The following is a 22,543-nucleotide window of genomic DNA, read 5'->3' as shown; positions in this document are numbered from 1 at the left end:
TCAGGCGGTGCGGATGGGGACGAGGGCGCGGGTCGCCGGCCCGAGCCCGGCGGCGGCACCGGCCTGGGCCACCGCCACGTCGAGGGCGCGCTGCGGCCCGCCGAAATCGGCGGTCTCGTCGGCGGCCGGGTAGACCAGGGCGGGGCCGGTCGCCGTGAGCGAGCGGATCGCCGTGCCGTTGGCATGGAGCGTGACCGCGTAGCGCTCGGCGGCCTCGTCCAGGGGGATGTCGGCCGGCTCCCAGGCGTCGGCCGAGCGCCGCGCCCGGCGGATCCAGGTGAGGTTCACGTCGCCGCCGACCCGCCGCGCCCGCAGATGCACCGGCCGCAGGGGCCGCAACGCCGCGAGCCCGGCCGTGGCCGAGAGCGGGGCCATAGCCGGATCGGCCGGATCGAGCCCCTGCGCGCCGATCCGGTAGCGGAAGGCGCGGCCCGCCTCGTCGAGCCGGTCCACGAGGGGGATCGCCGCACCGTCGTCGAGGCGCACGATGAGGCTCCCCGTGGGTGCGCCCCGGCCCGCCGCCGCCTCGCTGCCGGCAAGGCCGCGCAGCAGGCCCGTCAGCCGGAACGTGTCGGCGCCGGTCGCCTCGGCCCCGGCGGCGGACAGGATTTCCACCGTCCCGTCCGGCGCCACGACGGCGAAGAGGTTGCCGCCCGCCAGCATCGCGGGCAGCGGCACCGAGGCGAGCGCCCCCGCCCGCCGCAGCATCACCGGCAGGCGCGTGCCCCGGTCGAGGCGCCAGAGCGGCCCCGGCGGCAGGGGCGCGAGGAGGCGGCCGAGGCAGGCGGGGAAGTCGACGCTGCCCTGGACAGCGAAGGCGCCCTCGGCTTCCGCGCGCCACACGACCATCGGCCCCGGCCAGGGCTCGGCGGCCACCGCGAGGTATTGCAGGGCGGTCGGGCTGCCGCGATCCACCGGCAGGTCCAGGGCGACGGGGAACGGCGCCCCCGGCGCGGGGGAGGCCACCGGCAGCGGCGCGGACCGGCCCCGCGCCACGGCGCGGGCGGGGCCGGCGCGGGGCGGCACCCGGCTTGCCTCGATCCGCCGCCCGGCCGGGCTGTCGTCGATGCGCTCGACGCGCACGACCATCCCGTCCCCCGGCAGGGCGAGGACATCGCCGGGCTCCACCTCCTGCCGCCTCGGGCTGAGCGTCAGAACCGCGCTGTCGCGGGCGGCGATCAGCCGGTCGAGCCATTCCTCCGCGAGGGAGTCGCCCACCTCCCGGCGGGTGACGAGGGCGGTGTCGAGCTTGGTCTGACCGCGCCGCCCGCCCACGGGCCGGGTCGCGGCGGCGCCGGCCCGGCGGTAATCGAGGCTGTCCGCATCGGTGATGGCGAGGGCGACGCCGAGGGGCAGCGCGCTCTCCTCGGCGCGGACCCGGCGCAGGAGCGGCGCCTCCTCCGAGGTCCGCACGAGGTCGGATTCGGCCAGGGCGAGGGGCGCGTCGCGACGGGGGCCGCGCAGGCGCAGGGTGCCGCCCGTGGCCGACACGTCGAGGCCGAAGACCTGCGCCAAGGGTTCGAGGGCGCCGCGCGCGGTGAGCGGCCGATCGATGGCGTAGCCGTCGCAGAAGGCCGCCGCCTCCACCGTGACAGGGGCGTCCAAGCCGAACTCGGCGAGGATGCGCGCGATCAGGAGGTCGAGGTCGCAGCCCTCGATCCGGCCGGTGATCCAGTGGCCGAGGCCCCATTGCGGCGCGTCCGCCCAGGTGGCCGTCATGTCGGAGAAGACGGGGAAGGGCCGCGCGTCCCAGCACCAGACGAACACGCCGGCCGGATCGACCATCCGCCCGCCATAGACCGGCGAGACCGGGTTGTTGGCGGCCGAGAAGCCCGGCGCGGCGGGGTCGAAGCGCGTGAGCACCGCCTCCAGGCCGCGCAGCTGGATCAGGTCGTCGCGCACCCCGCGCGAGAAGGGCGGGACGGCGTTCTCGGCGGATTTCGGATCGGGGAAGACGTTGGGGCCGTTCGTGCCTTTGTCCACCGCCGGCACGCCCACCTCCGTGAGCCAGATCGGCTTGCCCGCCGGCACCCAGGCGGTGGCGCGGGTCTCGACGCCGCCGTCGCGCTCGACGTGGCGGTTCGACCACCAGCCGACGAGGTCCTTCGGCCGGAAGATCCACGGCTTGCCGGAGGCGCCGTCGGTGATCGGGTGGCGGTCCTGCGCGGCGCGGGCCGTCGTGTTCGGGTAGTACCAGTCGAAGGCCTCGGCCGAGGCGCCGGCCGCCTTGAGATAGGCGCGGTCGTGGATGTCGCCCGCCAGCGCGAGGTCGGCATGGCCCGGCCCGTCGCGCCAATCGGTGAAGGGCGGATACCAGTCGATGCCGACCGCCGCGATGTTGGCGTCCGCGAACAGGTCGTCGAGGGGGAAGCGGATCGTCGCCCCGCCGTCGCGGACATGGGCGCCGTACTCGGTCCAGTCGGCGGCGTAGACGAGGGGCACGCCCGCCCCGAGCCGGCGGCGCACCTCGGCGGCGAGGTCGCGCAGGGCGGCGACCGCCGGGTAGCCGGAGGCGCCCCGCACCCGCGTCAGCCCGAGGAGTTCGCTGCCGATGAGGAAGCCCGCGATCCGCGCCCCCGCGCCGATCCACCCGGCGGCGAGGTCGGCGTAGTGCAGGACGAGGGCGCGGTAGCCGTTGGCGAAGAAGGCCGCGACCTGCGCCTCGGCGGCCTGCGTGCCGTCCGGGCTTCCGGCGACGCCGGGGGCGGGATCGCAGGTGATGCGCCCGCGCCAGGGATAGGGCGGCTGGCGGGCCGCCGGGTCGCGCGGATCCGGCAGGGCGTTGCCCGGCGGCACGTCCATCATCACGAACGGGTAGAGCACCACGTCGAGCCCCCGCGCGGAGAGTTCCGCCACGAGCCGCCCGAGCCCGGCATCGGAGGGCGTGCCGCCATAGGCGGGGGTCGTGCCGTCGGGCAGGAGGGAGACGGTGCCCGCCGCCTCGCGCGACAGGCCGGCGACGCTCCACTCATCGCCCGTCGTCGCCTTCAGCGCGGTCTCGACCTTCGGCGCGATGCGGCATTGGCCGGCGCGCAGGTCGTCCCCGAACCACGCCGCCACGACGGCGACCCGGCGCAGGTTGGGGCAGAGCGCCTGGAGCGCGTCGAGGGAGGCCAGCACGTCGCTGGCATGGGTCTGCTGGTGGCGGTTCGCAGCCTGCGTGCGCCCGCAGCCGAGATCCACCGTGACGGCGGCGGGATCGAGGACGAACTCCCCCGCACCGGGGATGAGGTCGACGGCGCGGATCAGCGGGCACAGGCCGTTGACCGGGCGCACCACCTCGAAGGTGAATTGCGGGATGCGGTTGCCGTAATCCGCGAGCGGCAGGGCCTCGAACACCACGTAGGCGAGGCCGCGATAGGCGGGGGCGTTCTGCGCGCCCTCCTTGGCGACGATCAGCGGATCGGGCGCCTGATCCGCCGTGCCGGTGTGGACGCGCAGCGTGAGGCGCGTCCGGTCCACCTCGACCCCGTCCGCCCAGATCCGGCGGACATAGGCGATCTCGCCCTCGCACAGCCCCACCGCGAGGTTGGCGTAATAGGCGTAGGCGGTGCGCACGGTGCGCTGGCCACCCGAGCCCTTCGACGGGGAAGCCGCACGCTCGACATGGGTGTTGGCGATTTCCAGGGGCCGCGTCGCCCAGATCAGGCACCCGCCGATCCGCGCCCGGCCGTAGACGCGCGGGATCGGGTCGCCCTCGGTGGAGGTCATGCCCGCCACGTCGGAGAGGCGTGGCCCCTCGACGAAGCGGGTCTTGTGGCCTGCGCCGGACAGCGCGCCGCCGAGCGCCGCCCCGGCCGCGCGCCCGAGCGCCCCGCCGACGGGTCCCCCGAAGGCGGAGCCAAGGGCGTTGCCGACGGTGGAGAGGACCAGGGTCGCCATGGACGGCTCCGAAGCGGGTCAGTGCGGGCGGGTCAGGGGCGTGGCGGGAAGCGGAACGCCCCCGCCAGATGCCGCCGCCACCAGGGGGTGAGGGCGACTTCCGTCACCTCCGCCCGGTCGTGGGCGTGGATCATCGCGTCCGGCCCGGTGGCGATGGCGCAGTGGCGCGCGGGCAGATGCGCGCGGAAGGCGAAGAGCAGCACGTCGCCGGGGGCGGGCCGGTAGGCCGGCAGCGGCTCCTCGACGGGGAGGAGATGGCGGACGGCGGCCTCGCGGAACGGGTCGGCGCCGGCGGGCGCCGATTCCGCCCAGGTGGCGCCATAGGGCGGCAGGCGCTCCGGCTCGTCGCCGTAGAGTCCCCGCCAGACTCCGCGCAGCAGGCCGAGGCAATCGCACCCGACGCCGTGCAATGAAGCCTGATGGCGGTAGGGCGTGCCGAGCCACAGGCGCGCCTGCGCCACGGCCTCCTCGCCGATCATCGGAAATAACTCCCGCCGTCGAGGACCGGCGCGGAGCCCGGCACACCGTGCAGCAGCGTGTCGTTGCCGGGCATGTGCGGGAAGCCCTGGAAGTTCACCGTGTTGGCGAAGCGGTCGCGGCAGGTGGCGAGGCGCTTGTCGCAGCCGGCCGTGAGGGTGAACGTGTCCCCCGCCGCCACCGGTCGCGGCGGCGCCTCCCACAATTCCACGAGATCGCCCGCGTGCAATCGCAAGTCGGCAGAAAGGCCTGCGTTGGCCCCGCCGGTCCAGGCGAGGCGCCCGCCCGTGAACAGCCCGTCCGCGAAAGTGCCGTCGATGGCCACACGCAGCGTGGCCGGCTCCGGCAGGGCGAGGACGCGGCCCGTTTCCCGCCACGCCGCGAGGTCCACCCGGCAGCTTGCGTCCCCCAGCACGGCGCCGCAGGTCGCCCGGTAGCTGTGCCCGATTTCGGCGTCGAGGCGGGCGGCGACCCCGCGCAACTCGGCCACGAAGGCGTCGTCCTCGCGGCGGATCTCGCCGATCGTGCCGATGTCGAGGAGGAGGCGCGTCTCGGGGTTCGTCCAGTCCACGAGCCAGGTCTCGACGCTCGCCCCGTCGTAGAGGCCGCCCGCGATGTCGGCCTCGGTGAGCCCGAGGGAGGACAGCGCCCCGGCCACGTCGCCGCCGGAGACGGCAAAGCCGCCCTCGGCGCTGGCCTCGGCCGCCTCCAACCCGGTGCGGGCGGCGTGGACGAGGCCGGCAAACGTCAGGTCGCGATCATGGTCGGTGAAGCCGAGGGCGACGCCGTCCCGGCGGCGCAGCGACCAGCAGCGGCACAGGGTGGTGACGCCGCCCGCGCAATGGGCGACGAAGGCGGGAGGCAGGTCCCTCACGGCACGATCTCCACGAGCGGCACTTTCGGGATCTCCCCCGCCGTGAAGGCGGCGAGGTCGATGGTGAGGTCGTCGGTGTCGAAGCGGACGGGCACGTCGAAGGCGAAGCCCGCCGTCACGGGGGCGTTCGCGGCGGGCGCGCGGGCGAGGGTCACGAGGCCCGTCGCCGGGTCGCAGGCGAAGGCGGCGGGCGCCAGTTCGGTGCCCGCCACCGCCACCCGCACGCTGCCCGCCACCGGCTTGGCGATGGCCCTGCGGTAGGGCGCGAAGCCGCCGCCATAGGTCTTGGTGAGGGGGAAGGCGGTGGTCGTGCCGTCGCCCCGCCCGATCACCTGATCGAACGGCCCCGGCGCCTGCCCCGGCGGGCCGGAGCGGAAATCGACCCTGTCGCGGTAGCGGAAGCCGTAGAGGCGCCCGCGCCTTTCCTCGAAGAAGCCGATCACCGCGTGGAGCGCGTCGAGGCTGCGGATGCCGAAGCCGGCATCGTAGCGGCGGCGGGAATCGGCCCAGCGGCCGTTGCGGTGCTCCCGCCCCGAGGCGAGCGTGACGATCTCGGTCAGCCGCTGCGGCCCGCCGCTGCCGCGCAGGGCGACGTCGAGGGGGAACAGCACCTCGTGGAAATCCTCAGCCATGGCGCCCTCCCGGTCAGAGGGCGCGCTGGCCACGGGCGACCGCCCGCGCCAGGGTCGCGGCGACCTGCGCCTCGGAGCGGCGGAAGGCGGCGGGGTCCGGCGTCGCGATGGTGACGTTCACCGCCACCGGACGGGCCGGCGCCCCCGCCGCGACGCCGAGCTTGCCGTCCGCCCCCCGGCGGAGCGGCATGATCGCCTCCGGCCCCGCCTCGCCCATCAGCCCGGCGCCGCCCGCCATGGGGAAGTAGGTCGGCGCGGCCACGACCCCGCCGGACGCGAAGGGCGTGACCCGCCCGCCCCGGAAGACGGCCCCCTTCGCGAAGGTCGGGGCGGTGTCTTCCGACCCCGTTTCCCCGAGGGAATCGAACAGGCTCCTGAAGCCGGCCTGCAGGGGCTTGGCGGCGGCCTTCGCCGCGAGGGTCGCGAGTCGGGCGCCCAGCGTGCCCAGCACCCCGTCGAGGCTGCGGCCTGAGGTGGCGCTGCGGGCGAGAGCGCCGCTGAGGCTGCGGCCGAAGCTCTGCGAGAGCCGGTCGAGGTTCACGAGCTGCACGGCCCGCGCATCGTTCTGCCGGTCGGTGTCGGTCTCGTCGCTCATGGGGCGCTCCTGCGGGGCGAGGGATCGGGATGGGCCGCGAGCATCCGCTCGAACTCGGCCCGGCCGAGCCCGTCGGGGGCGCCGGCCCGGCCGAGGGCGGCGGCGAGTTCACGGGGCGTCGCCGCCCAGAAATCGGCCGGGCGCCAGCCGAGCGGGCCCAGGGCGAGGGCGAGGGCGTCGTCCCAGGGGAAGGGCCGTGGGGGGGCGGGGCTCAGGCCCCGCGCTCCTCCCCCCACGGCGGGGGAGGGTTTGCCGGCGCCCCCGCGCCGAAGGCCGCCTCCAGCACTTCGGCGAGGGCTTCGACCAGGGCGTCCATGTCGCCGGCCAGCGGCAGGCGGCGGACGTCCTCGTCGGTGAGGGCGTGGCCGCCGCCGCGCAGGGCGGCGCCGAGGAGCGCGATCAGGTCGGCGGTGCGGGGGCGGCCGGCGGCGAGGCGCTGGCTGAGCCCGGCGAGGTCGCCGGCCCGCAGCGCGTCCTCCAGGTCGGCCAGCGCCCCGAGGGTGAGGCAGAGGGTGTAGCGGTGTCCCCCGAGAGCGAGGGGCACCTCGCCGCGCCTGCGGTTGGCCATGGCGTCGCCCTCCCTCAGGCCGCCGTGAAGGTGAGGGCGCCGGCCGATTCCAGGCTCATGTCGAAGGTGACTTCGCCCGTATGCTCGCCGCGATAGTCGAGGCTCGCGATCTGGAACGGCCCCTCCATCGTCCCGAAGGCGGGCACCACGATCTGGAAGGGCGCGACCTGCCCGTCGAAGAACATCTGCCGCAGGCGCAGGTCCGACGCCTGGTCCCGGAACACCCCGGAGCCCGACACCGAGGCGCGGCGCACGCCCGCCCCGGCGAGCAATTCCCGCCAGCGGCCGGCGGAATCAGCGTTGGTGACGTCCACCGCCTCCGCGTTGAGGCTAAATTGCCGGGCCCGCAGGCCTGCCACCGCGACGTAGCCGCCGGCCCCGTCGCTCGCCCGGATCAACAGGTCCTTGCCCGCCTGCGCGCCCATCTCAATCCTCCGTGTCAGAGTGCTTCGGTGACGGCCTCGACCGTCAGGGTCGCGCGGGCCTCGCCCGTGCGCTCGTCGCGGCCCGCCTTCAGGGCGCTCACCCGCAGGGTGACGAGGCGGCAGCCCTGGAGCGGCATGTCCGGTTGGGCCAGGAGCGCCGCCATCCGCGCGGCGGCGTCCAGCGCGGTGCGGACGGAGCCGGGCTTGGCGATCACCGCCACCTCGTGCCGGTGGCGGTGGCGGCCGGCGCCGTCGACGGAATCGTCGCGGATCTCGGCCTCGCCGAACAGCGCGTAGACCGGCACGGCCCCGCGCGGCGGCTCGTCGTAGAGGCGGACGCCGCCGAGCAGCGCCACGAGGGCCGCGTCGGCGGCGAACCGCGTGAGGAGGCCGGCGCGGAAGGCCAAGAGCGGGCTCGGGTCGCTCATTGGCCCGCCTCCGGCACCAGTTCCTCGACTTCGCAGACGCAGTCGCGCCCGCGCTCGTCCGGGTCGGACACGGCGCGGATCGCGAAGCGGCGCGGGCCGGCGCTGAGGCGCATGGCGGGGGTCAGGTCGGCGCGGGCACGAAGGGTGACGCGGTGGGTCACGAGCCTGTCGGCCCGGCCCCCGCGCGGGCGCTCCACGGCGCCGACTGCCGCGATGGCGCCCCAGAGGGTGGGGCCCGCCACGTAGCGGCGCAGCACGCCGCCGAACCCGTCCGGCTGCTCCACCGGCTTTTCGAGCACGAAGCGTCGGCGCCGCGCGCCAAGCGACGGGCGGCGGTCAGGGGATGCCATGGCGGGCTCCGGGTTTTCGGGGGGCGTCAGAGGCGCAGACGGCGCGCGGGCGCGGCGAGGCGGCGCGCGTCGGCGGGGCTGTCGTCGGGCTCGTCGCCCCGGTGCTCGTAGCAGGCGGCGGCGAGGCGCAGGATGGCGAGCCGGAGGTCGTCCGGCAGCGGCGGCCCGTCGCCGCCGTAGCCGGCGCTCACCTCGATCACGAGGGTCGCCGCGCCGAGGTCGGGCAGCGGGCCAGTGAAGCACAGGGCCGGCGCCTCCACAGGGTCCGGCCCGAGGCCGACGAGCCCGGCGGGCAGGTCGGCGACGCTCCCGTCAGGCGCCGCGAGCCCCGCCCGCACCAGCCCGACGAGGGGGCTCAGCGGCAGGGGCAGCCAGTTCTCGCGCGGCCAGCCCGGCAGGGCGATGCGGTAGCGGCCGGGCACGAGGACCCGCCGCGCCTCCCGCTCCAGGTTCGCCCGCGCCCCGGCGAGGAGTTGCCCGAGGAGCGCGTCCTCGACGCCGCCGTCGTCGGGATCGAGGCGCAGGTACAGGCGCAGGTCGGTGACGCTCACCGGCTCGACGGGGGGCGTCGCGGCGCGTATCGGGGTCATCGCGCGGGTCTCCTTCAGGACGTTCGATGCCGTTACCCAGAGCCGTGCTCGCCCTCTGCCTGACGCTGGCGACTTGGCCGGCGGCGGCGATCGTGGGCGGGGCCGACACCCCGCCGGGGGGCGCCGTGATGGTGCTGAACGCGGTGGGCGGCGTGTGCACGGGCATCGTGCTCGCCCCGGACGCGGTGCTCACCGCCGGCCATTGCGCCGCCGGGCCGCACGCCCTGCGGGTGCATTACCGGGGCACGGACGGGGCGCCGGTCCTCGTGGAGGTCGCCGCCCGCGCGGTGCATCCGGGCTACGATCCGGGGGCGGTGACCAAGCGCCGCCGCTCCATCGACCTCGCGCTGGTGCGCACCGCCGAGCCCCTGCCGCCGCGCTTCGCCCCCGCGACCCTCGGCACCGCGCCGGCGCGGGCGGGGGAGAGCCTGACGCTCGCGGGCTACGGCGCGTCGCGGCCCGGCGATCCGCGCTCCACCGGCACCTTCCGCAGCGTGGCGGTGCCCGTGGTGGAGCCCTACGGTCCGAGTGGCATCCTCCTGTGGCTTCAAGGCGGCCAGGGCGCGGGCGCCTGCCAGGGGGATTCCGGCGGCCCGGTGACGGGGACGGACGGCGCGGTGCTCGCGGTCTCCGCCTGGATCGGCGGGGCCTGTGGCGGGCTCACCCAGGCGGTGCGCCTCGGCCCCCAGCGCGACTGGCTCGACCGCACCCTCGGGGGGTGGGGCATCACGGCCCGCTGGACACCCTAGAATTCCCTTGGATGACCCTGCACAACGGCCAGTATTGCGGAACCGCAGCTTGGCCGCTCGGTTTGTCTGAACTACCGTTGCTTGGGTACGGTCCCCCTGGCGTCGCCTTGGCCCTTCCCCCGGAGTCCCCGATGCCCGCCCGTTTGCCCCGCACGACCGGCCCGATCCTCGCCGGCCTCGCGGCCTTCGTCGGCCTGACCTTCGGGGCGGTGCCCCCGGCGCGGGCGGTGATCCAGGGCGAGGTGGCCCGCGACCCCAACGGCACCCGCAGCTTCGTGGTGCGCGTGGAGAGCACGGACGGCGAGATCTGCTCCGGCACGCTGATCGGGCCGGATCTGGTCCTCACCGCCGCCCATTGCGTGATGCGCCCGGCGGGCTACCGCGTGGTGAGCGTGGACCGCGCCTTCCGGCAGCACCGCATCGACGTCGTCGCCGCGACGATGCACCCCGATTTCGTCCCCGGCACGACGCCGGAGGACCAGCCGGGCGTCGACCTCGCCCTGCTCAAGCTCGCCCAGCCCCTCGGGGCCGATTACATGCCCCTCGATCCGCGCAGCGCCGGCTCCATCGGCACGGGCGACACGGTCGAGATCGCCGGCTACGGCGTGGTGGCCGAGAACCGGCGCGGCAGCGCGCGGGTGCTGCGGCAGGCCCCGCTCGTGTCCATCGGCTCGCTGCAGGTCGCCAACCGCGTCACCGTGGTGACGGACCGCCGCCGCCTCGCGGAGACGGCGGGCGCGGGCGCCTGCCTCGGCGATTCCGGCGGGCCGATCCTGACCGGTGGGCCCGGCGGCTACCGCATCGCGGGGGTGGTGAGCTGGTCGAGCGGCGCCCTGCAGCAGGGCGCACGCCGCACCGCCTGCGGCGGCTTCACCGCCGTGACCCCCGTGGCCGAGCATACCGGCTGGATCGCCTCGCGGGCGGCCGAGCTGGCGCAGGTGCAGCCCGGCGAGGTGATCCCCCGCCGCCACCGCTCCGACTGGATGGCCCGTCCCGGCCGGCGCTGAGGCGCACCGGCCGGGCGGACGCGCGATCAGGCGAACTTCAGGAGCTTGATCGCGTCGAAGTCCTGCACCCCGCCGCCGACGCGCTTCGTGGTGTAGAACAGCACGTAGGGCTTGGCGGAATACGGGTCGCGCAGCACCCGCAGGCCCGTCCGGTCCACCACGAGATAGCCCCGCCGGAAGTCGCCGAAGGCGACGGACAGGCTCCCCGCGCCGATGTCGGGCATGGCCTCCGCTTCCGTGACGGGGAAGCCCATCAGCGTCGCGGAGCGGTCGGCGGCGAGCGCCGGCTGCCACAGGTAGTTCCCGTCCGCGTCCTTGAACTTGCGGATGGCGCTCTGCGTCTTCCGGTTCATCACGAAGCGGGCGTTCTGGCGGTAGGCGGCCCGCAGGGCGTAGACGAGGTCGAACAGCACGTCGGACGGGTTCGACGCCGCGAAGGCCGCCGAGTTGCCCGTGCCGACGAAGCCGAGCTTGCCCGGCACCCAGGACGCGTTCGCCACCGTGTCGGAGGCGAGGAAGCCCTTCGGCCGCCCGACGCCGCTGCCGGTGACGAAGGCGATGCCCTCCTGTTCGGCGAAGGCGGTCTCGACCTCCCCCGCCAGCCATTCCTCGACGTTGACCACCGCATCGTCGAGGAGCGTCTGGGTGGCGGCGGGCATCGCGTAGAGTTCCGCCGCCGGGAAGGCGAGCTGCGCGAGGCTCGGCGCGTCGGTGCCGGGGCGGGCCGCCGTCTCGGACACCCAACCGGTGACGGGGGCGCCGGTCGAGACCGCCCGCTTGTACTGGCCGCCGGAGATCTGCTGCACGCTGGCGATGGCGCGGATCGGCGAGAGCACGGCGAGCCGTTGCAGCACCGTCCGCTCCAGGGTGTCGGGGACGAGGTAGCCGCCATCCGGTCCGGAGCCCGCCGACATCGCCTTGGATTCGAGCCGCTTCAGTCCGCCGCTCTCGCCGGCTCGGACATAGAGGTCGAAGGCCGCCTTGTGCTCCTGCGCGGCGCCGTCGTCGCGGGTCAGCGGGTCGGCGAGCGCCGGGCGGGCGCGTTCCAGGCCCATCCGGTCGAGGCGGGTGCGGGCGGCATCGATGGCGGCGTCGAGGCGGGCGAGCTTCTCCTCCGTCACCACATCCGTGCCGAAGCGGGTCTCGATCTGGCGCAGGCGTTCGTCGTTGGTCTCCTTGAAGGCCGCGAAGGCGGCGGCGACGTCATCGACGGCCGAGCGGACGGGGGCGGGCTCGGCGGCCTTGTTCTCCAGCGGGGGCAAAACGGCCTTGGTTTCGAGGGCCTTGGTTTCGAGGGCCTTGGTTTCGAGGGCCTTGGTTTCGAGGGCCTTGGTTTCGAGGGCGGCATGGAACGTCATCGGCAAACCTCGGTGCGGGGGGTGGAAAGGGGTCGGGCGGGGGCGATGAGCCGGGCGAGGCCGCGCAGGGCCTCGGGGCTGGGGCTCGGGCTCGCCCGCGCCCCCGGCTGCAGGGGAAAGGTCACGACGGAGATCTCCCAGAGGTCGATCCCCTGCAGGCGGCGGGACCCGTCGGCGCCGGGGCGGGCGCTGAGGGTGCGGAAACCGATGGAGAGGCCGTCGAGCGACCCTTCGCGCATCAGCGCCGCGATCTCGCGGGCGCGCTGGACGGCGAGGTTGAGCCGGCCCTCCGCGTAGAGGCCGCGCGCATCCTCGCGGAGCGCGATCCAGCGGCCGATGGGCTCGGCCGGATCGTGCTGGAACAGCATCCGCACGCCCGCCGCGCCGCGCCGGGCCAGCGTGCCGGCGAAGGCGCCGGGCATGACCACGTCGCGGCCGAGATCGGGCACGCCGAAAAGGCTGGCATAGCCGGTGATGAGGCCATCCATGGAAGTGTCCTGCTTGAGGAGAAGACCCGAGCCTTCGACCACACCCGTCTTTGCGAGCGCAGCGAAGCAATCCAGGGATGCGCCACCACTTGAGGCGTCCCGCTGCCCTGGGTCGCTTCGCTACGCTCGCGATGACGGCTCAGAGGGACGGGGCCTCGGGCGGGTAGCCCACCGCCTCGCGCTTCTCGGCCTGGGTGAGGAAGTCGGCGCCCTGGACGCGCCGCCACAGGGATTCCCGCTCGGAGGCCAGGGCCTCGATCCGGTCGAGGTCCGGTTCCAGCTCCACCGCGCCGAAGGCCGGTTCGAGCCAATGGGCGATGGTCTGCGCCGTGCGCCGCGCGAGGGGGATCAGGGTCTGGCGGTAGAGGGCGCGGTTGGCCTCGGCGTAGTTGGCGTGGGTGCTGTCCCCCGGCAGGCCGAGGAGCAGGGGCGGCACCCCGAAGGCCAGGGCGATCTCCCGCGCTGCCGCGTTCTTGGCCTCCACGAAATCCATGTCGCGGGGGGAAAGCGCCAGCGGCTTCCAGTCGAGCCCGCCCTCCAGAAGGAGCGGGCGCCCCGCATTGCCCGCCCCCTGGTAATTCGCCTCCAGCTCGCCCTTCAGCCGGTCGAACTGCGTCTCGGACAGGGAGGCCCCCGCGAAGACGAGGGCGCCGGAGGGCCGGGCGGCGTTGTCGAGGAGCGCCTTGTTCCAGGCCGCCGCCGCGTTGTGGATGTCGAGCGCCGTCGCCGCCGCCGCGATGGGCGGCAGGCCGCCATGGTCGTCGCCGGGATGGAACAGGGTGAGCGCCAGGATCGGCGGCACCATTCCGTCCATCAGGTCAAAGCGGCGGCTGCGCCCGCCCACCGTGTAGACGTAGGCGCTCGGCCAGCCGTCGGGCCCCGTCACCACCCGCATCCGCTCCGGCCGCAGGGCCTGCAACCCGACCACGCGGCCATCGACGCTCACCGCTTCGAGATAGGCCGAGCCGGCGAGCAACAGGTCGGCATAGACCGTCTCCAGCAGCTGCACGCCGCTCTCGCGCAGGTTCGGCCGGGCGAGGAGCGCCATCAGCCCCCGCCCGTCGCCGGAGACTGCGCTGAGCGGCAGGCTCGCGGCCGATTCCGCCACGAGCCGCACCGCCCGGTAGACGACCGGATTGCGCTGGTAGCCCGCGAGCGCCAGGGAGGCCGGATCGCGCGGCGTCCAGTTCGGCCGGCAATCGGCATAGAGCGCGAAGCCCGGCGGCGACGCCTTGGTGGCGAGAGGCGGGCGTGCGCGTCCGGCCGCCCGGACGAGCCGGTCGAGAAGCTTGGGCATGGTTTGCCTCGTGCGGGAGGAAGGCGGCGCGCGGGGCGACGCAACTTAGGCGCGAAAGAATGACGCATTGCCCGGTGGGCGTGATGCTTTCGCCACAGCGAGCCACAGCATGATGCTGTATTCGGAATACGGTTCGTTCCAGAGACCACGGACCCACTGACGGCGCGCCCTTCACGGGGCGCGCCGTTTTTCTGCGAACCTCTTCGCGCCGGGGCACGTTGGACAGCGAGACATCTTGCAAAGAGGGTTCGCTTACATGCTCGTTCGTTCCATCGTCGCGTCCACGACCATCGTGCTCGGCCTGACCGGCGCCGCCCTGGCGCAGACGGCCGCGACCCCGCCCACCGCGCCGCAATCCTCGGCCCCCGTGGTCACGCCGCAATCGGGCTCGACCGGTGCGCCGAACGCCGCCACCATCTCGAACGGCAACCCCGCCGACACGGTCACCACCAATTCCTCGGCCGGCGGCAATGCGGGCCAGCCCTCCCGCGCCGTGCCGCAAGGCGGCGGCAGCAACAAGTAAGGCCGGTCCCGGCGCCTCGCGGTTCCCGCTACAGGCGCCGGATCCTCGGCTCGGCGCGGGCGCCGAGCATGAGGTCGGTGAGCGCCCAGACGAGGGCGTCGAGCCTGTCCGGGGAGGCCCCGTTCGACAGGCCGTCGGGCCCGAAATCGCACATCTCGTCCTCCAGCGCGGGCAGCGTGCCGACATGGTGGACGAGGCCACGGGCGTAGAGCAGCGAGACCGGCTCCGCCCGCAGGTATTTCCCCCGCCGCGCCCGCACCGCCACCACCGGCACGGCGGGGTCGCATTGGGCGATGACGCTCTCCGCCATCTCGCCCCCCTGGTTCACCTCCACCACGAGGGCGTCGGCCTCCAACCGGTGGTAGAGCGCGAGCGCCGCCGCCGCCCAGGCCTCGGGCGTGGCCCGGCGCAGGCTCGCATCCGCGAGCACGAAGGCGCGCTCCCCCTGCCGCCCGGCGGCGACGATCCCGCAGGCATCCGAGCGCGCCCCGGAACTCGCGGGCGGGTCCACTGCCACGACGATCCGCGAGAGGTCCGGCGCCGCCGCGACGCGGGCCGCCTCGATCCCCTCCCGCGTCCACAGGGCGTCCGGCCGGTCGGCGATGAGCTCGCCGTCGAGCTCCTGCCGCCCGAGGCGGGTGCCGGCGTAGCGCCCGACCACCGCCGAGAGAAAATCCGGGGCGAGGTTCTCGGCGTTGTCGTGGGTGCGCGCCCGGGTGACGACCGTGCGCGGGTCGGCGAGCAGCCGCCGGATCAGCGGCACCGGCCGGGGCGTGGTGGTGACGAGGCTGCGCGGCCGCGCCCCGAGGCGCAGGCCGAATTGCAGCATGTCAAAGGCGGCCTCCGCCTCGCGCCACTTGGCGATCTCGTCGCACCACGCCGCGCCGAATTGCGGGCCGCGCAGGGAATCGGCCTCCTCGGCCGAGAAGGCCTGCGCCACCGCCCCGTTGCCCCAGACCAGCCGGCGGCGGCTGGGGAACCAGACGGGCCGCGCCCGGCCCCGCCGGGGCAGGTTGAGCAGGCCCGATTCCCCCTCGATCATCACGTCGCGGACATCGTGCAGGGTCTCGCCGACCAGGGCGATCCGCCCCACCGCCTCCCCCGTGAAGGCGGGGTCGCCCCGCGCCAGGGCATCGACCCATTCGGCCCCCGCCCGCGTCTTGCCGCAGCCGCGCCCGCCGATCACCGCCCAGATGGTCCAGTCGCCCTCCGGCGGGAGCTGATCCGCCCGCGCCCGGTGGAGCCAATCGGCGTCGAGCCCGGCCAGCAGATCCGGCGGCAGGCCAGCCAGGAAGTCAGGGAGCCTCCCCGCCCGCGACAAAGCGATCAAAGCGCCGCGCGATCTCCTCGCGGAGGGCGGCTGGGTCGCCGAAGCCGGCGGAATCATCGGAGCGGGACGGCTCGTCATGGACCGCGCCCTCCCCTGCCCCATCGGAATCGAGATCGTCCAGCAGCCGCTTCAGGCCGCCGAGGTCGCGCAGCACCTTGGCCGAATCGAGCCCCGGCCGCTCCGGCGCCGAGAGCGCCGCATCGAGCACCGCGATCTGCCGGCCGATATGCGCCCGCAGCCGCGCCCGCAGATGGGGCGGGTCCGCCACGTCCCCATCCGATTCGCGCCAGGGCGCGGCGCCGAAGGCGGCGAGCAGCATGTCCGCCGCGTCCCGCGCATAGCCCGCCGCCTCCGCGACGTCGCCGGGGTCGATCTCCGGCACCGCGAGAAGCCGGGACATCGCCCCCCGCCGGGACGGGAGCCATTCCTTGAGGGTGCGCGGATGGGGCTTCGGCGGGCGCGCGCCGCAGCGCAGGTTCCACCCGACGACTGTGCGCGCGGGCACGCCGAGCCGCTGCGCGATGGCGCCGACGGTCAGGCTTCTGTCTTGAAGGAGACGCTGCGCCTCGGCGCGCAATGCGGCCGGGTGGCCGGCTTTGTTAGGCATCGGCCGCCCCCACACTTCTTGAGCGTGCGTACCTTCTACCGAACCAGCGCACCGCTGTCAACGATAAAAATCATATCCTGGGCCTGCGGTCTTGAGAGAGGTGGCGCGTCGGCATGTCCCCTGTGTGAAGCCGGAACGGCACCCACCCCGACACGTTGACCGGCGCGTTTCCTTCGGCCACCCATCCCGATAGCGCTAAGAGTTAAGCATGGGCGAAATCCCATCATCGGCTGATCGGAGCGGATCCCAGGTGTCGGACGATGCGGGGGCTGCTGCCCTGAGCGACAGCTTCCGCCGTTTCGCGGACGTGGTGCCTCTGATGTTGTGGCGTTCCGACCAGTATGGTCAGGCGGTCCACCACAATGAATGCTGGCTGGAATTCACCGGGCGGACCCTGGCGGACGAGCTCGGCCGGGGCTGGCGCGAGGGCCTGCACCCGGAGGATTTCGAGCGCCACGCCCGGATCGTCGAGACGGCGCTGGCCGCGCGGGAGCCCTTCACCGTGGAGTTCCGGCTGCGCCGGCACGACGGCGTCTACCGCTGGCTCCTCGACACCGCGCGCCCCCTCGTGGAGGAGGGTCGCTTCCTCGGCTATCTCGGCTCCTGCTTCGACATCACCGACCGGAAGCATGCCGAGGAGCATATCGAGCACGCCCTCGCCGAGAAGGAGGCGCTGCTTGCCGAGGTCTACCACCGGGTGCGCAACAACCTTCAGGTGATGGTGAGCCTGATCGGCCTCTACGGCCGCGCCGCCCCGGATGCCTGCCGGGGCAGCTTCGAGGCCCTGGGCCAGCGGGTGCGGGCCATCGCCCTGGTGCAGCAGCACCTGCACGAGGCGCCGCACATCGCCTCCATCGACCTGCGCGACTACCTGCGCCGCCTCGCCTCCGGCCTCGGGCAGTTGCGCCGGGCCGGGCGGATCGGCGTGCAGGTGAACGGCGGCGGCAACGGCCTCGTGGAGCCGCGCACCGCCAACGCGCTCGGTATGATCGTCGCCGAGATTGTCGCCGAATGCCTCGACGCCACCGCCGAGACCGTGGCCTGCTCCATCGCTATCGGCATCGAGGCGCCGCCGGACGCGCCGATCACCGTCACCGTCATCTCCAACGTCAGCGATGTCGGCGAGCCGAACCGGCCGACCGTGCCGAAGCTCGGCCCGCGCCTCATCGCCGCCTACGCCGCCCAGGCCGAGATCCTGGCCAGCGGCGAGGCGACCCCCGCCAACCCGCTGACGCTGGAACTGCCCCTGCCCCGCGCCACCGAGGCGCCGTGAGCCCCATCATGCTGCCGCCCATCACGACCATCATCGACAATTTCGAGTTCATCGACGATTGGGAGGAGCGCTACCGCTACCTGATCGAACTCGGCCGCCAGCTGCCCCCCGCCGACGAGGCCCTGCACGCCGAGGCCAACAAGGTGCAGGGCTGCGCCAGCCAGGTCTGGCTCGACCTCGCGGTGGACGAGGCCGGCGGCGACCGCAGGTTGCGGGTGAAAGGCGACAGCGACGCCCATATCGTGCGGGGCCTCGTCGCCCTGATGGTCGCCCTGTTCGACGGCAAATCCCCCCGCGAAGCCGCCGACACCGACGCCTTCGCCCTCTACACCAAGCTCGGCCTCGGCGAGCACCTGACGCCGCAGCGCTCCAACGGCGTGCGCGCCATGGCCGACCGCATCCACCGCGACGCGGTGCGCCTCTCGGCCTAGCCGTTCATCCGCCACAGGCGGGAGCGGGCCCGCTCCGGCCCGCGCGCCTCGCGCTCCAGCCCGTAATGCTCCGCGAGCCGGGCCAGGGCGATGCGGGCCACCACCTTGGCCGAGCGCGCCGGCCAGCGGCGCTCGGTCTCGATCCGCTCCAGCCCCTTCAGAAAGCCGCAGAGGTCGAGGAGCAGGTCCGACAGGTCGCGCCCCACCGCCGCGAGCGCCGCCCGCACCCGCTGGCGCGCCGCCACCGCCGTGTCGGACCCGGAGGCCGGATCCCGCGCGCCGCCGCCATCGACGCGGGGGGCGGTCCAGTCCGCGCCCATCTTCGGCAGCATCAGCGCCTGGGCGATGTCCCGGCGCAGGCGCTCCCCCGCCTCGTACTCGACCGGATCGATCATCGGGCGCCCGTCGCGGTCCCGGCGGCGGGCCATCCAGGCGAGCGGGCTCTCCCCGGCATCGCGCAGGGGCGGCTCGCCCGGCCCCCGGCCCCGCACCACGTCGAGATGCTGCCCCCGGAACGGCTCGATGGCGCCGCCCTGCTCCCGCCGCAGCCGCGCGAGGCCCGGCGCCGTCACCACCACGCGCCCGCCCGCCATCGCCGCCGCGAGGTCGGCCGCGCGCAACTCCTCCGCCGCCCGCCGGGGGAACCGCCCGCCGCCGAGGGACACCCCGCCTTCCGCCCGGCGGACGATCAGCGCCTCCCCGTCGAACGGATCGGGCCGCGCCTCCGCCCCCGGATTCGCCAGGGCCGCCAGCAGCCGCGTCGCCTCCCGCGAGAGGATCACGCTCGCGGGGGCCGCCCGCCGCGCCTCGCCCCGCCGCAGGGGGCCACGGGTCACGCTATCCATGCGCTTGTTCATGATTTGTTCCCTCGTCGTGACGCGGTGGACCGAGGGAACCCGAGATACCAGAAAATAGTCTTAGGTCAAGAATTCAGGCCGATCTGTCCACAGGGCGCGTCGGCGGGTGGCGCAGCACCTCGGCGATCGCGTCCTCGTCCTTGCCGCGGACTTCGTAGCCCATGGCCTCGAACCGCTCCACCAGCGCGTCGCTGGTCGCGGCCGAGCGCGCCGCCCACTCCGCGAGGTTGGCGTTGATGGCATCAAGATCCTCGGCGGGGCTCGCCTCGCCGGTCACGGGGTCACGGGCCATGTCGTTCCTCGCTGAGCCCAATGCTGCAAGCTTGGCTCAGCCATAACGCCGCGGGCGCGCAAGCGTTGCCCTGCCCCGGGCCGGAACCCGGGGCCGAAGCGGCGGATCAGGCCGCCTGCCCGAAGCTCTCGCGTGGCTGGCCGAGGCCGATCGCCTTGGCGAGTTTGGAGCGCGCCTCGGCGTAGTTCGGCGCCACCATCGGGTAATCCGGCGGCAGGCCCCACTTGGCTCGGTACTGCTCGGGGCTGAGATTGTATTTCGCCCGCAAGTGCCGCTTCAGCGACTTGAAGCTGCGCCCGTCCTCCAGGCAGATGATGTACTCGTCCGTCACCGACTTCTTGATCGGCACCGCCGGCTCGAGTGGGCCGGTGGACGCCTTCGCCACGACCTTGCCCGTCGCCACCCCGACCAGCGCATGACTGATGCGCTCGAGCAGGGGCACGAGTTCTTCCGCCGCGACGTTCCTGTTGCCGACGTAGGACGTGGCGATCTTGACGGTCATCCGCATCCGGTCGAGCGCGACTTGCTGTCTTTTCATGACCTTAGATCCTTACCTCAAGGGCAGTGAGTGGTTAGCCCGTGTCGTTTCCTGTTTAGTTTTTAAATCGCTAACGCGCTGACTGAGTTATCACTAACAATCTTGCTTCATGCCGCCGGAGCCTGACTTCGCGACAACCACACCATGCGGCATTCAATTCGGGTAAGATATCGGACAAGGCATCGCAAGGCGCCAATACGGCAAAATTGACGAATCAATTGCTTCCAATATCCCTCATTTGATTTGCAATACCTCTCCTGCAGTAGTATTCAGCACTTAGATACGATCCGCAGTTGCTTTGGGACCTCGCGACGGCTCCGCTTGCCTCCGTCCGCCGCACGCGGCACACCCGGCGCCATGAATGCCAAGACCATGAATGCCGAGACGGAGTGGGCGCAGATGCTGAAGGGCAAGGGCGGGGACGCGCCGGTCGCCGAGATCCGCCCGTCGCAGGTCACCGTCCACGGGCGGACGGTCGAGGACGATTACGCGTGGCTCAAGGCCGCGAACTGGCAGGCGGTGCTGAAGGACCCCGCCGCGCTGCCGGAGGACATCGCCGCGTATCTCCGCGCGGAGAACGCCTATACCGACGCCGCGCTCGCCGGCACCGCCGACCTGCGCAAGCGCCTCGTCGCCGAGATGCGCGCCCGCATCCGCGAGGACGACAGCGGCGTGCCCGAGCCGGACGGGCCCTTCGCCTACTACACCCGCCACCGCGACGGCGGGCAGCACCCCCTGGTCTGCCGCCGCCCCACCCGGCCGGAGGCGCCGCTCGGCCTGCCGGAGGAGGAGACGATCCTCATCGACGGCGACAAGGAGGGCACGGGGCTCCCCTTCTTCGAGATCGCCTCGGCCTCCCATTCGGACGACCACGCCCGCCTCGCCTGGGGCGCCGACACTAAGGGCTCGGAATTGCACGCGATTCGGGTGCGCGACCTCGCCACGGGGGAGGACGGACCGGACCTGATCGAGGCGACCTCCGGCGAGGCCGTCTGGACGGCGGACGGCAGCGGCTTCTGGTACGTCGCCCTCGACGCCAACCACCGCCCGGCGCGGGTGATGTTTCACCGGCTCGGGACGACGCAGGGCGAAGACGAGACGGTCTATGTCGAGCCGGATGCCGGCTACTTCGTCCACATCTCGGAGACGCAGTCCGGCCGGTTCCTGGCCATCACCGCGAGCGACCACGAGACTGCCGAGGTGCGCCTCATCGCGCGCGCCGCGCCGACCTCGCCCGCGCTCCTCGTCCAGGCGCGCACGCCGCTCCTGATCTACTCGGTGGACGACCACGGCGAGAGCCTGTTCATCCGCACCAACGCGGACGGCGCCGAGGACTTCAAGGTCGTCACCGCGCCGCTCTCCGATCCGGGCATTGAGAACTGGCGGGATCTGGTGCCCCACCGGGCGGGGGTGATGATCCGCCACCTGCACGTCCTCTCCGGCCACATGGTGCGGCTGGAGATCGAGAACGCGAAGCCCCGCATCGTGGTGCGCGACCTCCTCGACGGGCAGGAGCACCCGGTGGCCTTCGGGGAGGAGGCCTATTCCCTGGGCCTGCAGCCCGGCAGCGAGTTCGAGACGGCGCGGATCCGCTTCGTCTATTCCTCCATGACGACCCCGGCCGAGACCTTCGACTACGATTGCGCCAGTCGCGAGCGCTACCTGCGCAAGCGCCAGGAGGTGCCGAGCGGGCACGATCCGGCGAACTACGTGACGCGCCGCCTGTTCGCGACCGCCGAGGACGGGCAGGAGGTGCCGATCTCGCTCCTTCACCGGAAGGGGCAGGCGCTCGACGGCTCCGCGCCGCTGCTGCTCTACGGCTACGGCTCCTACGGCACGCTGATGCCGGCGGCCTTCCGCACGAACCTGCTCTCCCTGGTGGATCGCGGCTTCGTCTACGCCATCGCCCATGTCCGGGGCGGCACGGAGAAGGGCTGGCGCTGGTACCTCGACGGCAAGCGCGAGAAGAAGCCGAACACCTTCACGGATTTCGTGGCCTGCGCGCGGGCGCTGATCGCGGCCGGCTACACGGCGGAGAAGCGCATCGTCGCCCATGGCGGCTCGGCGGGCGGGATGCTGATGGGCGCGGTGGCCAACATCGCGCCGGAGCTCTTCGCCGGCATCGTCGCGGACGTGCCCTTCGTGGACGTGCTGAACACGATGCTCGACGCGGAACTGCCGCTCACCCCGCCGGAATGGCCCGAATGGGGCAACCCGGCCGAGAGCGTCGCGGCCTTCGAGACGATCCTCGCCTACTCGCCCTACGACAACGTGCAGGCGAAGGCCTATCCGGCGATCCTGGCGCTCGGCGGCCTCACCGACCCGCGCGTGACCTATTGGGAGCCGGCGAAATGGGTCGCCCGCCTGCGCGCGACCATGACGGGCGGGGGGCCGATCCTGCTCAAGATCAACATGGAAGCCGGCCACGGCGGCGCCGCCGGCCGGTTCGACCGCCTGGAAGAGGTCGCCCTGATCTACGCCTTCGCCCTGACGGCGGCGGGGGTGGAGTAGGAAAGCCGAAGCTCCTCGGCCAGTTCGGGGTGGCGGTCCAGCACGCGCATGAGCTGGATCGTCGGCCCGCTGGGTTCCACGAGGCCGCGCTCGTACTTGTCGAACGCGGCCTCGCCCACCCGCAGCAGGGTCCCGGCCTCCCGCTGGGAGAGCTTGAGCTTGCGCCGGACCCGGCGGATGGTCGCCGGGCTCGGTAGCCCGTCGATCCTCTCCTTGAGGGTCCGCAGCGCCGCATCCACGATGGTCATGTCGTCGCCGACATGGACGCCCTCCCCCTCGCCGTCGGGGTAATAGCCCGGCAGGTCGACGGTGAGCGTCTCGCCCTTGTATGTCACCGCGAAGGGACGCACGCCGCGCGCGAGCGTCAGGCCCGTCTCCGGCGAGGTCATCGTCTCTGGCAGGATCGGCCGGGGCATCTCACCGCTCTATGAACGACATAAGGCGAAACTGGATCATCTCCT

The 22,543-nt window shown here is 73.6% G+C and carries 26 protein-coding genes; 6 read left to right on the top strand and 20 right to left on the bottom strand.

Annotated features, from left to right (window positions below):
* The 11 genes from AAHF99_RS02430 to AAHF99_RS02380 are packed head-to-tail and all read right to left on the bottom strand — an operon-like array spanning window position 1 to window position 8,821.
* Window positions 1-3,882: a baseplate multidomain protein megatron gene (locus AAHF99_RS02430; protein ID WP_342162502.1), complete on the bottom strand. Its 3,882-nt coding sequence runs from the start codon at window positions 3,880-3,882 to the stop codon at window positions 1-3.
* Between the two features lie 32 nt (window positions 3,883-3,914).
* Entirely contained in the window at window positions 3,915-4,361 is a 447-nt protein-coding gene (locus AAHF99_RS02425; RefSeq protein WP_342162501.1) for an NlpC/P60 family protein, read from the bottom strand.
* Entirely contained in the window at window positions 4,358-5,233 is an 876-nt protein-coding gene (locus tag AAHF99_RS02420; RefSeq protein ID WP_342162500.1) for a DUF2163 domain-containing protein, read from the bottom strand. The genes AAHF99_RS02425 and AAHF99_RS02420 overlap by 4 nt, the downstream gene beginning before the upstream one ends.
* On the bottom strand, window positions 5,230-5,865 hold the full coding sequence (locus AAHF99_RS02415) for a DUF2460 domain-containing protein (RefSeq protein WP_342162499.1): 636 nt from the start codon (window positions 5,863-5,865) through the stop codon (window positions 5,230-5,232). The genes AAHF99_RS02420 and AAHF99_RS02415 overlap by 4 nt, the downstream gene beginning before the upstream one ends.
* 13 nt (window positions 5,866-5,878) lie before the next feature.
* Window positions 5,879-6,460: a phage tail tape measure protein gene (locus tag AAHF99_RS02410; protein WP_342162498.1), complete on the bottom strand. Its 582-nt coding sequence runs from the start codon at window positions 6,458-6,460 to the stop codon at window positions 5,879-5,881.
* On the bottom strand, window positions 6,457-6,696 hold the full coding sequence (locus AAHF99_RS02405; protein WP_243959195.1) for a phage tail assembly chaperone: 240 nt from the start codon (window positions 6,694-6,696) through the stop codon (window positions 6,457-6,459). The genes AAHF99_RS02410 and AAHF99_RS02405 overlap by 4 nt, the downstream gene beginning before the upstream one ends.
* Window positions 6,672-7,028 carry a gene transfer agent family protein gene (locus tag AAHF99_RS02400; protein WP_342162497.1) on the bottom strand — a complete coding sequence of 119 codons (357 nt, stop codon included), beginning with the start codon at window positions 7,026-7,028 and terminating at the stop codon, window positions 6,672-6,674. The genes AAHF99_RS02405 and AAHF99_RS02400 overlap by 25 nt, the downstream gene beginning before the upstream one ends.
* A gap of 14 nt (window positions 7,029-7,042) precedes the next feature.
* On the bottom strand, window positions 7,043-7,453 hold the full coding sequence (locus AAHF99_RS02395; protein ID WP_342162496.1) for a phage major tail protein, TP901-1 family: 411 nt from the start codon (window positions 7,451-7,453) through the stop codon (window positions 7,043-7,045).
* A gap of 14 nt (window positions 7,454-7,467) precedes the next feature.
* On the bottom strand, window positions 7,468-7,881 hold the full coding sequence (gp17, locus tag AAHF99_RS02390; protein WP_342162495.1) for a tail completion protein gp17: 414 nt from the start codon (window positions 7,879-7,881) through the stop codon (window positions 7,468-7,470).
* On the bottom strand, window positions 7,878-8,231 hold the full coding sequence (locus AAHF99_RS02385; RefSeq protein WP_243959202.1) for a head-tail adaptor protein: 354 nt from the start codon (window positions 8,229-8,231) through the stop codon (window positions 7,878-7,880). Before AAHF99_RS02385 ends, gp17 begins: the two co-directional genes overlap by 4 nt.
* A gap of 26 nt (window positions 8,232-8,257) precedes the next feature.
* Window positions 8,258-8,821: a head-tail connector protein gene (locus AAHF99_RS02380; protein WP_342162494.1), complete on the bottom strand. Its 564-nt coding sequence runs from the start codon at window positions 8,819-8,821 to the stop codon at window positions 8,258-8,260.
* Window positions 8,822-8,847: 26 nt separating this feature from the next.
* Between AAHF99_RS02380 and AAHF99_RS02375 the strand changes: the two genes are divergently transcribed.
* Together AAHF99_RS02375 and AAHF99_RS02370 are read left to right on the top strand one after the other, a co-directional pair.
* Entirely contained in the window at window positions 8,848-9,570 is a 723-nt protein-coding gene (locus AAHF99_RS02375; protein WP_342162493.1) for a S1 family peptidase, read from the top strand.
* Between the two features lie 131 nt (window positions 9,571-9,701).
* Window positions 9,702-10,577, top strand: coding sequence for a S1 family peptidase (locus AAHF99_RS02370; protein WP_342162492.1), 876 nt, complete (start codon window positions 9,702-9,704; stop codon window positions 10,575-10,577).
* Window positions 10,578-10,603: 26 nt separating this feature from the next.
* Here the strand turns inward: AAHF99_RS02370 and AAHF99_RS02365 are convergent, their stop codons facing one another.
* From AAHF99_RS02365 to AAHF99_RS02355, 3 genes are all read right to left on the bottom strand, one after another.
* Window positions 10,604-11,935 carry a phage major capsid protein gene (locus tag AAHF99_RS02365; RefSeq protein ID WP_342162491.1) on the bottom strand — a complete coding sequence of 444 codons (1,332 nt, stop codon included), beginning with the start codon at window positions 11,933-11,935 and terminating at the stop codon, window positions 10,604-10,606.
* Window positions 11,932-12,423, bottom strand: a complete 492-nt coding sequence (locus AAHF99_RS02360; protein ID WP_342162490.1) for an HK97 family phage prohead protease — start codon at window positions 12,421-12,423, stop codon at window positions 11,932-11,934. The genes AAHF99_RS02365 and AAHF99_RS02360 overlap by 4 nt, the downstream gene beginning before the upstream one ends.
* A 139-nt stretch (window positions 12,424-12,562) precedes the next feature.
* Window positions 12,563-13,720: a phage portal protein gene (locus AAHF99_RS02355; RefSeq protein ID WP_342162489.1), complete on the bottom strand. Its 1,158-nt coding sequence runs from the start codon at window positions 13,718-13,720 to the stop codon at window positions 12,563-12,565.
* A 256-nt stretch (window positions 13,721-13,976) separates the two neighbouring features.
* Between AAHF99_RS02355 and AAHF99_RS02350 the strand changes: the two genes are divergently transcribed.
* Window positions 13,977-14,243, top strand: coding sequence for an immunoglobulin domain-containing family protein (locus AAHF99_RS02350; protein WP_342162488.1), 267 nt, complete (start codon window positions 13,977-13,979; stop codon window positions 14,241-14,243).
* A gap of 28 nt (window positions 14,244-14,271) precedes the next feature.
* Here AAHF99_RS02350 and AAHF99_RS02345 read toward each other — a convergent pair whose 3' ends face one another.
* Window positions 14,272-15,564 (bottom strand): DNA-packaging protein, encoded by a 1,293-nt coding sequence (locus AAHF99_RS02345; RefSeq protein WP_342162868.1) that lies wholly within the window; start codon window positions 15,562-15,564, stop codon window positions 14,272-14,274.
* A complete protein-coding gene (locus AAHF99_RS02340; RefSeq protein ID WP_342162487.1) occupies window positions 15,539-16,180 on the bottom strand; it encodes a hypothetical protein in 642 nt (213 codons plus the stop codon). Before AAHF99_RS02340 ends, AAHF99_RS02345 begins: the two co-directional genes overlap by 26 nt.
* Window positions 16,181-16,388: 208 nt before the next feature.
* Between AAHF99_RS02340 and AAHF99_RS02335 the strand changes: the two genes are divergently transcribed.
* Together AAHF99_RS02335 and AAHF99_RS02330 are read left to right on the top strand one after the other, a co-directional pair.
* The gene (locus AAHF99_RS02335; RefSeq protein WP_342162486.1) at window positions 16,389-17,453 is read left to right on the top strand and encodes a sensor histidine kinase; all 1,065 of its coding nucleotides are present in this window, start codon (window positions 16,389-16,391) and stop codon (window positions 17,451-17,453) included.
* Between the two features lie 8 nt (window positions 17,454-17,461).
* Entirely contained in the window at window positions 17,462-17,884 is a 423-nt protein-coding gene (locus AAHF99_RS02330) for a SufE family protein (protein ID WP_243959221.1), read from the top strand.
* Here the strand turns inward: AAHF99_RS02330 and AAHF99_RS02325 are convergent.
* The 3 genes from AAHF99_RS02325 to AAHF99_RS02315 all read right to left on the bottom strand — a co-directional run bounded on the left by AAHF99_RS02325 (window position 17,881) and on the right by AAHF99_RS02315 (window position 19,571).
* Entirely contained in the window at window positions 17,881-18,741 is an 861-nt protein-coding gene (locus AAHF99_RS02325) for a DUF6456 domain-containing protein (protein WP_342162485.1), read from the bottom strand. The two genes, AAHF99_RS02330 and AAHF99_RS02325, sit on opposite strands and share 4 nt — an antisense overlap.
* A gap of 73 nt (window positions 18,742-18,814) precedes the next feature.
* Window positions 18,815-19,033, bottom strand: a complete 219-nt coding sequence (locus AAHF99_RS02320; RefSeq protein WP_342162484.1) for a hypothetical protein — start codon at window positions 19,031-19,033, stop codon at window positions 18,815-18,817.
* A gap of 106 nt (window positions 19,034-19,139) precedes the next feature.
* Complete coding sequence (locus tag AAHF99_RS02315; protein WP_342162483.1) at window positions 19,140-19,571, bottom strand: Ros/MucR family transcriptional regulator; 432 nt, start codon at window positions 19,569-19,571, stop codon at window positions 19,140-19,142.
* Window positions 19,572-19,970: 399 nt separating this feature from the next.
* Between AAHF99_RS02315 and AAHF99_RS02310 the strand changes: the two genes are divergently transcribed.
* Window positions 19,971-22,082 (top strand): S9 family peptidase, encoded by a 2,112-nt coding sequence (locus AAHF99_RS02310; protein WP_342162867.1) that lies wholly within the window; start codon window positions 19,971-19,973, stop codon window positions 22,080-22,082.
* Here AAHF99_RS02310 and AAHF99_RS02305 read toward each other — a convergent pair.
* Window positions 22,046-22,498, bottom strand: a complete 453-nt coding sequence (locus AAHF99_RS02305) for a type II toxin-antitoxin system MqsA family antitoxin (RefSeq protein ID WP_342162482.1) — start codon at window positions 22,496-22,498, stop codon at window positions 22,046-22,048. The genes AAHF99_RS02310 and AAHF99_RS02305 overlap by 37 nt on opposite strands.
* Between the last annotated feature and the right edge of the window lie 45 nt (window positions 22,499-22,543).

Origin of the sequence: Methylobacterium litchii, assembly GCF_038442315.1 — a bacterium.
GTDB lineage: Bacteria > Pseudomonadota > Alphaproteobacteria > Rhizobiales > Beijerinckiaceae > Methylobacterium > Methylobacterium litchii.
This window is presented reverse-complemented; position numbering and strand designations above follow the sequence as displayed.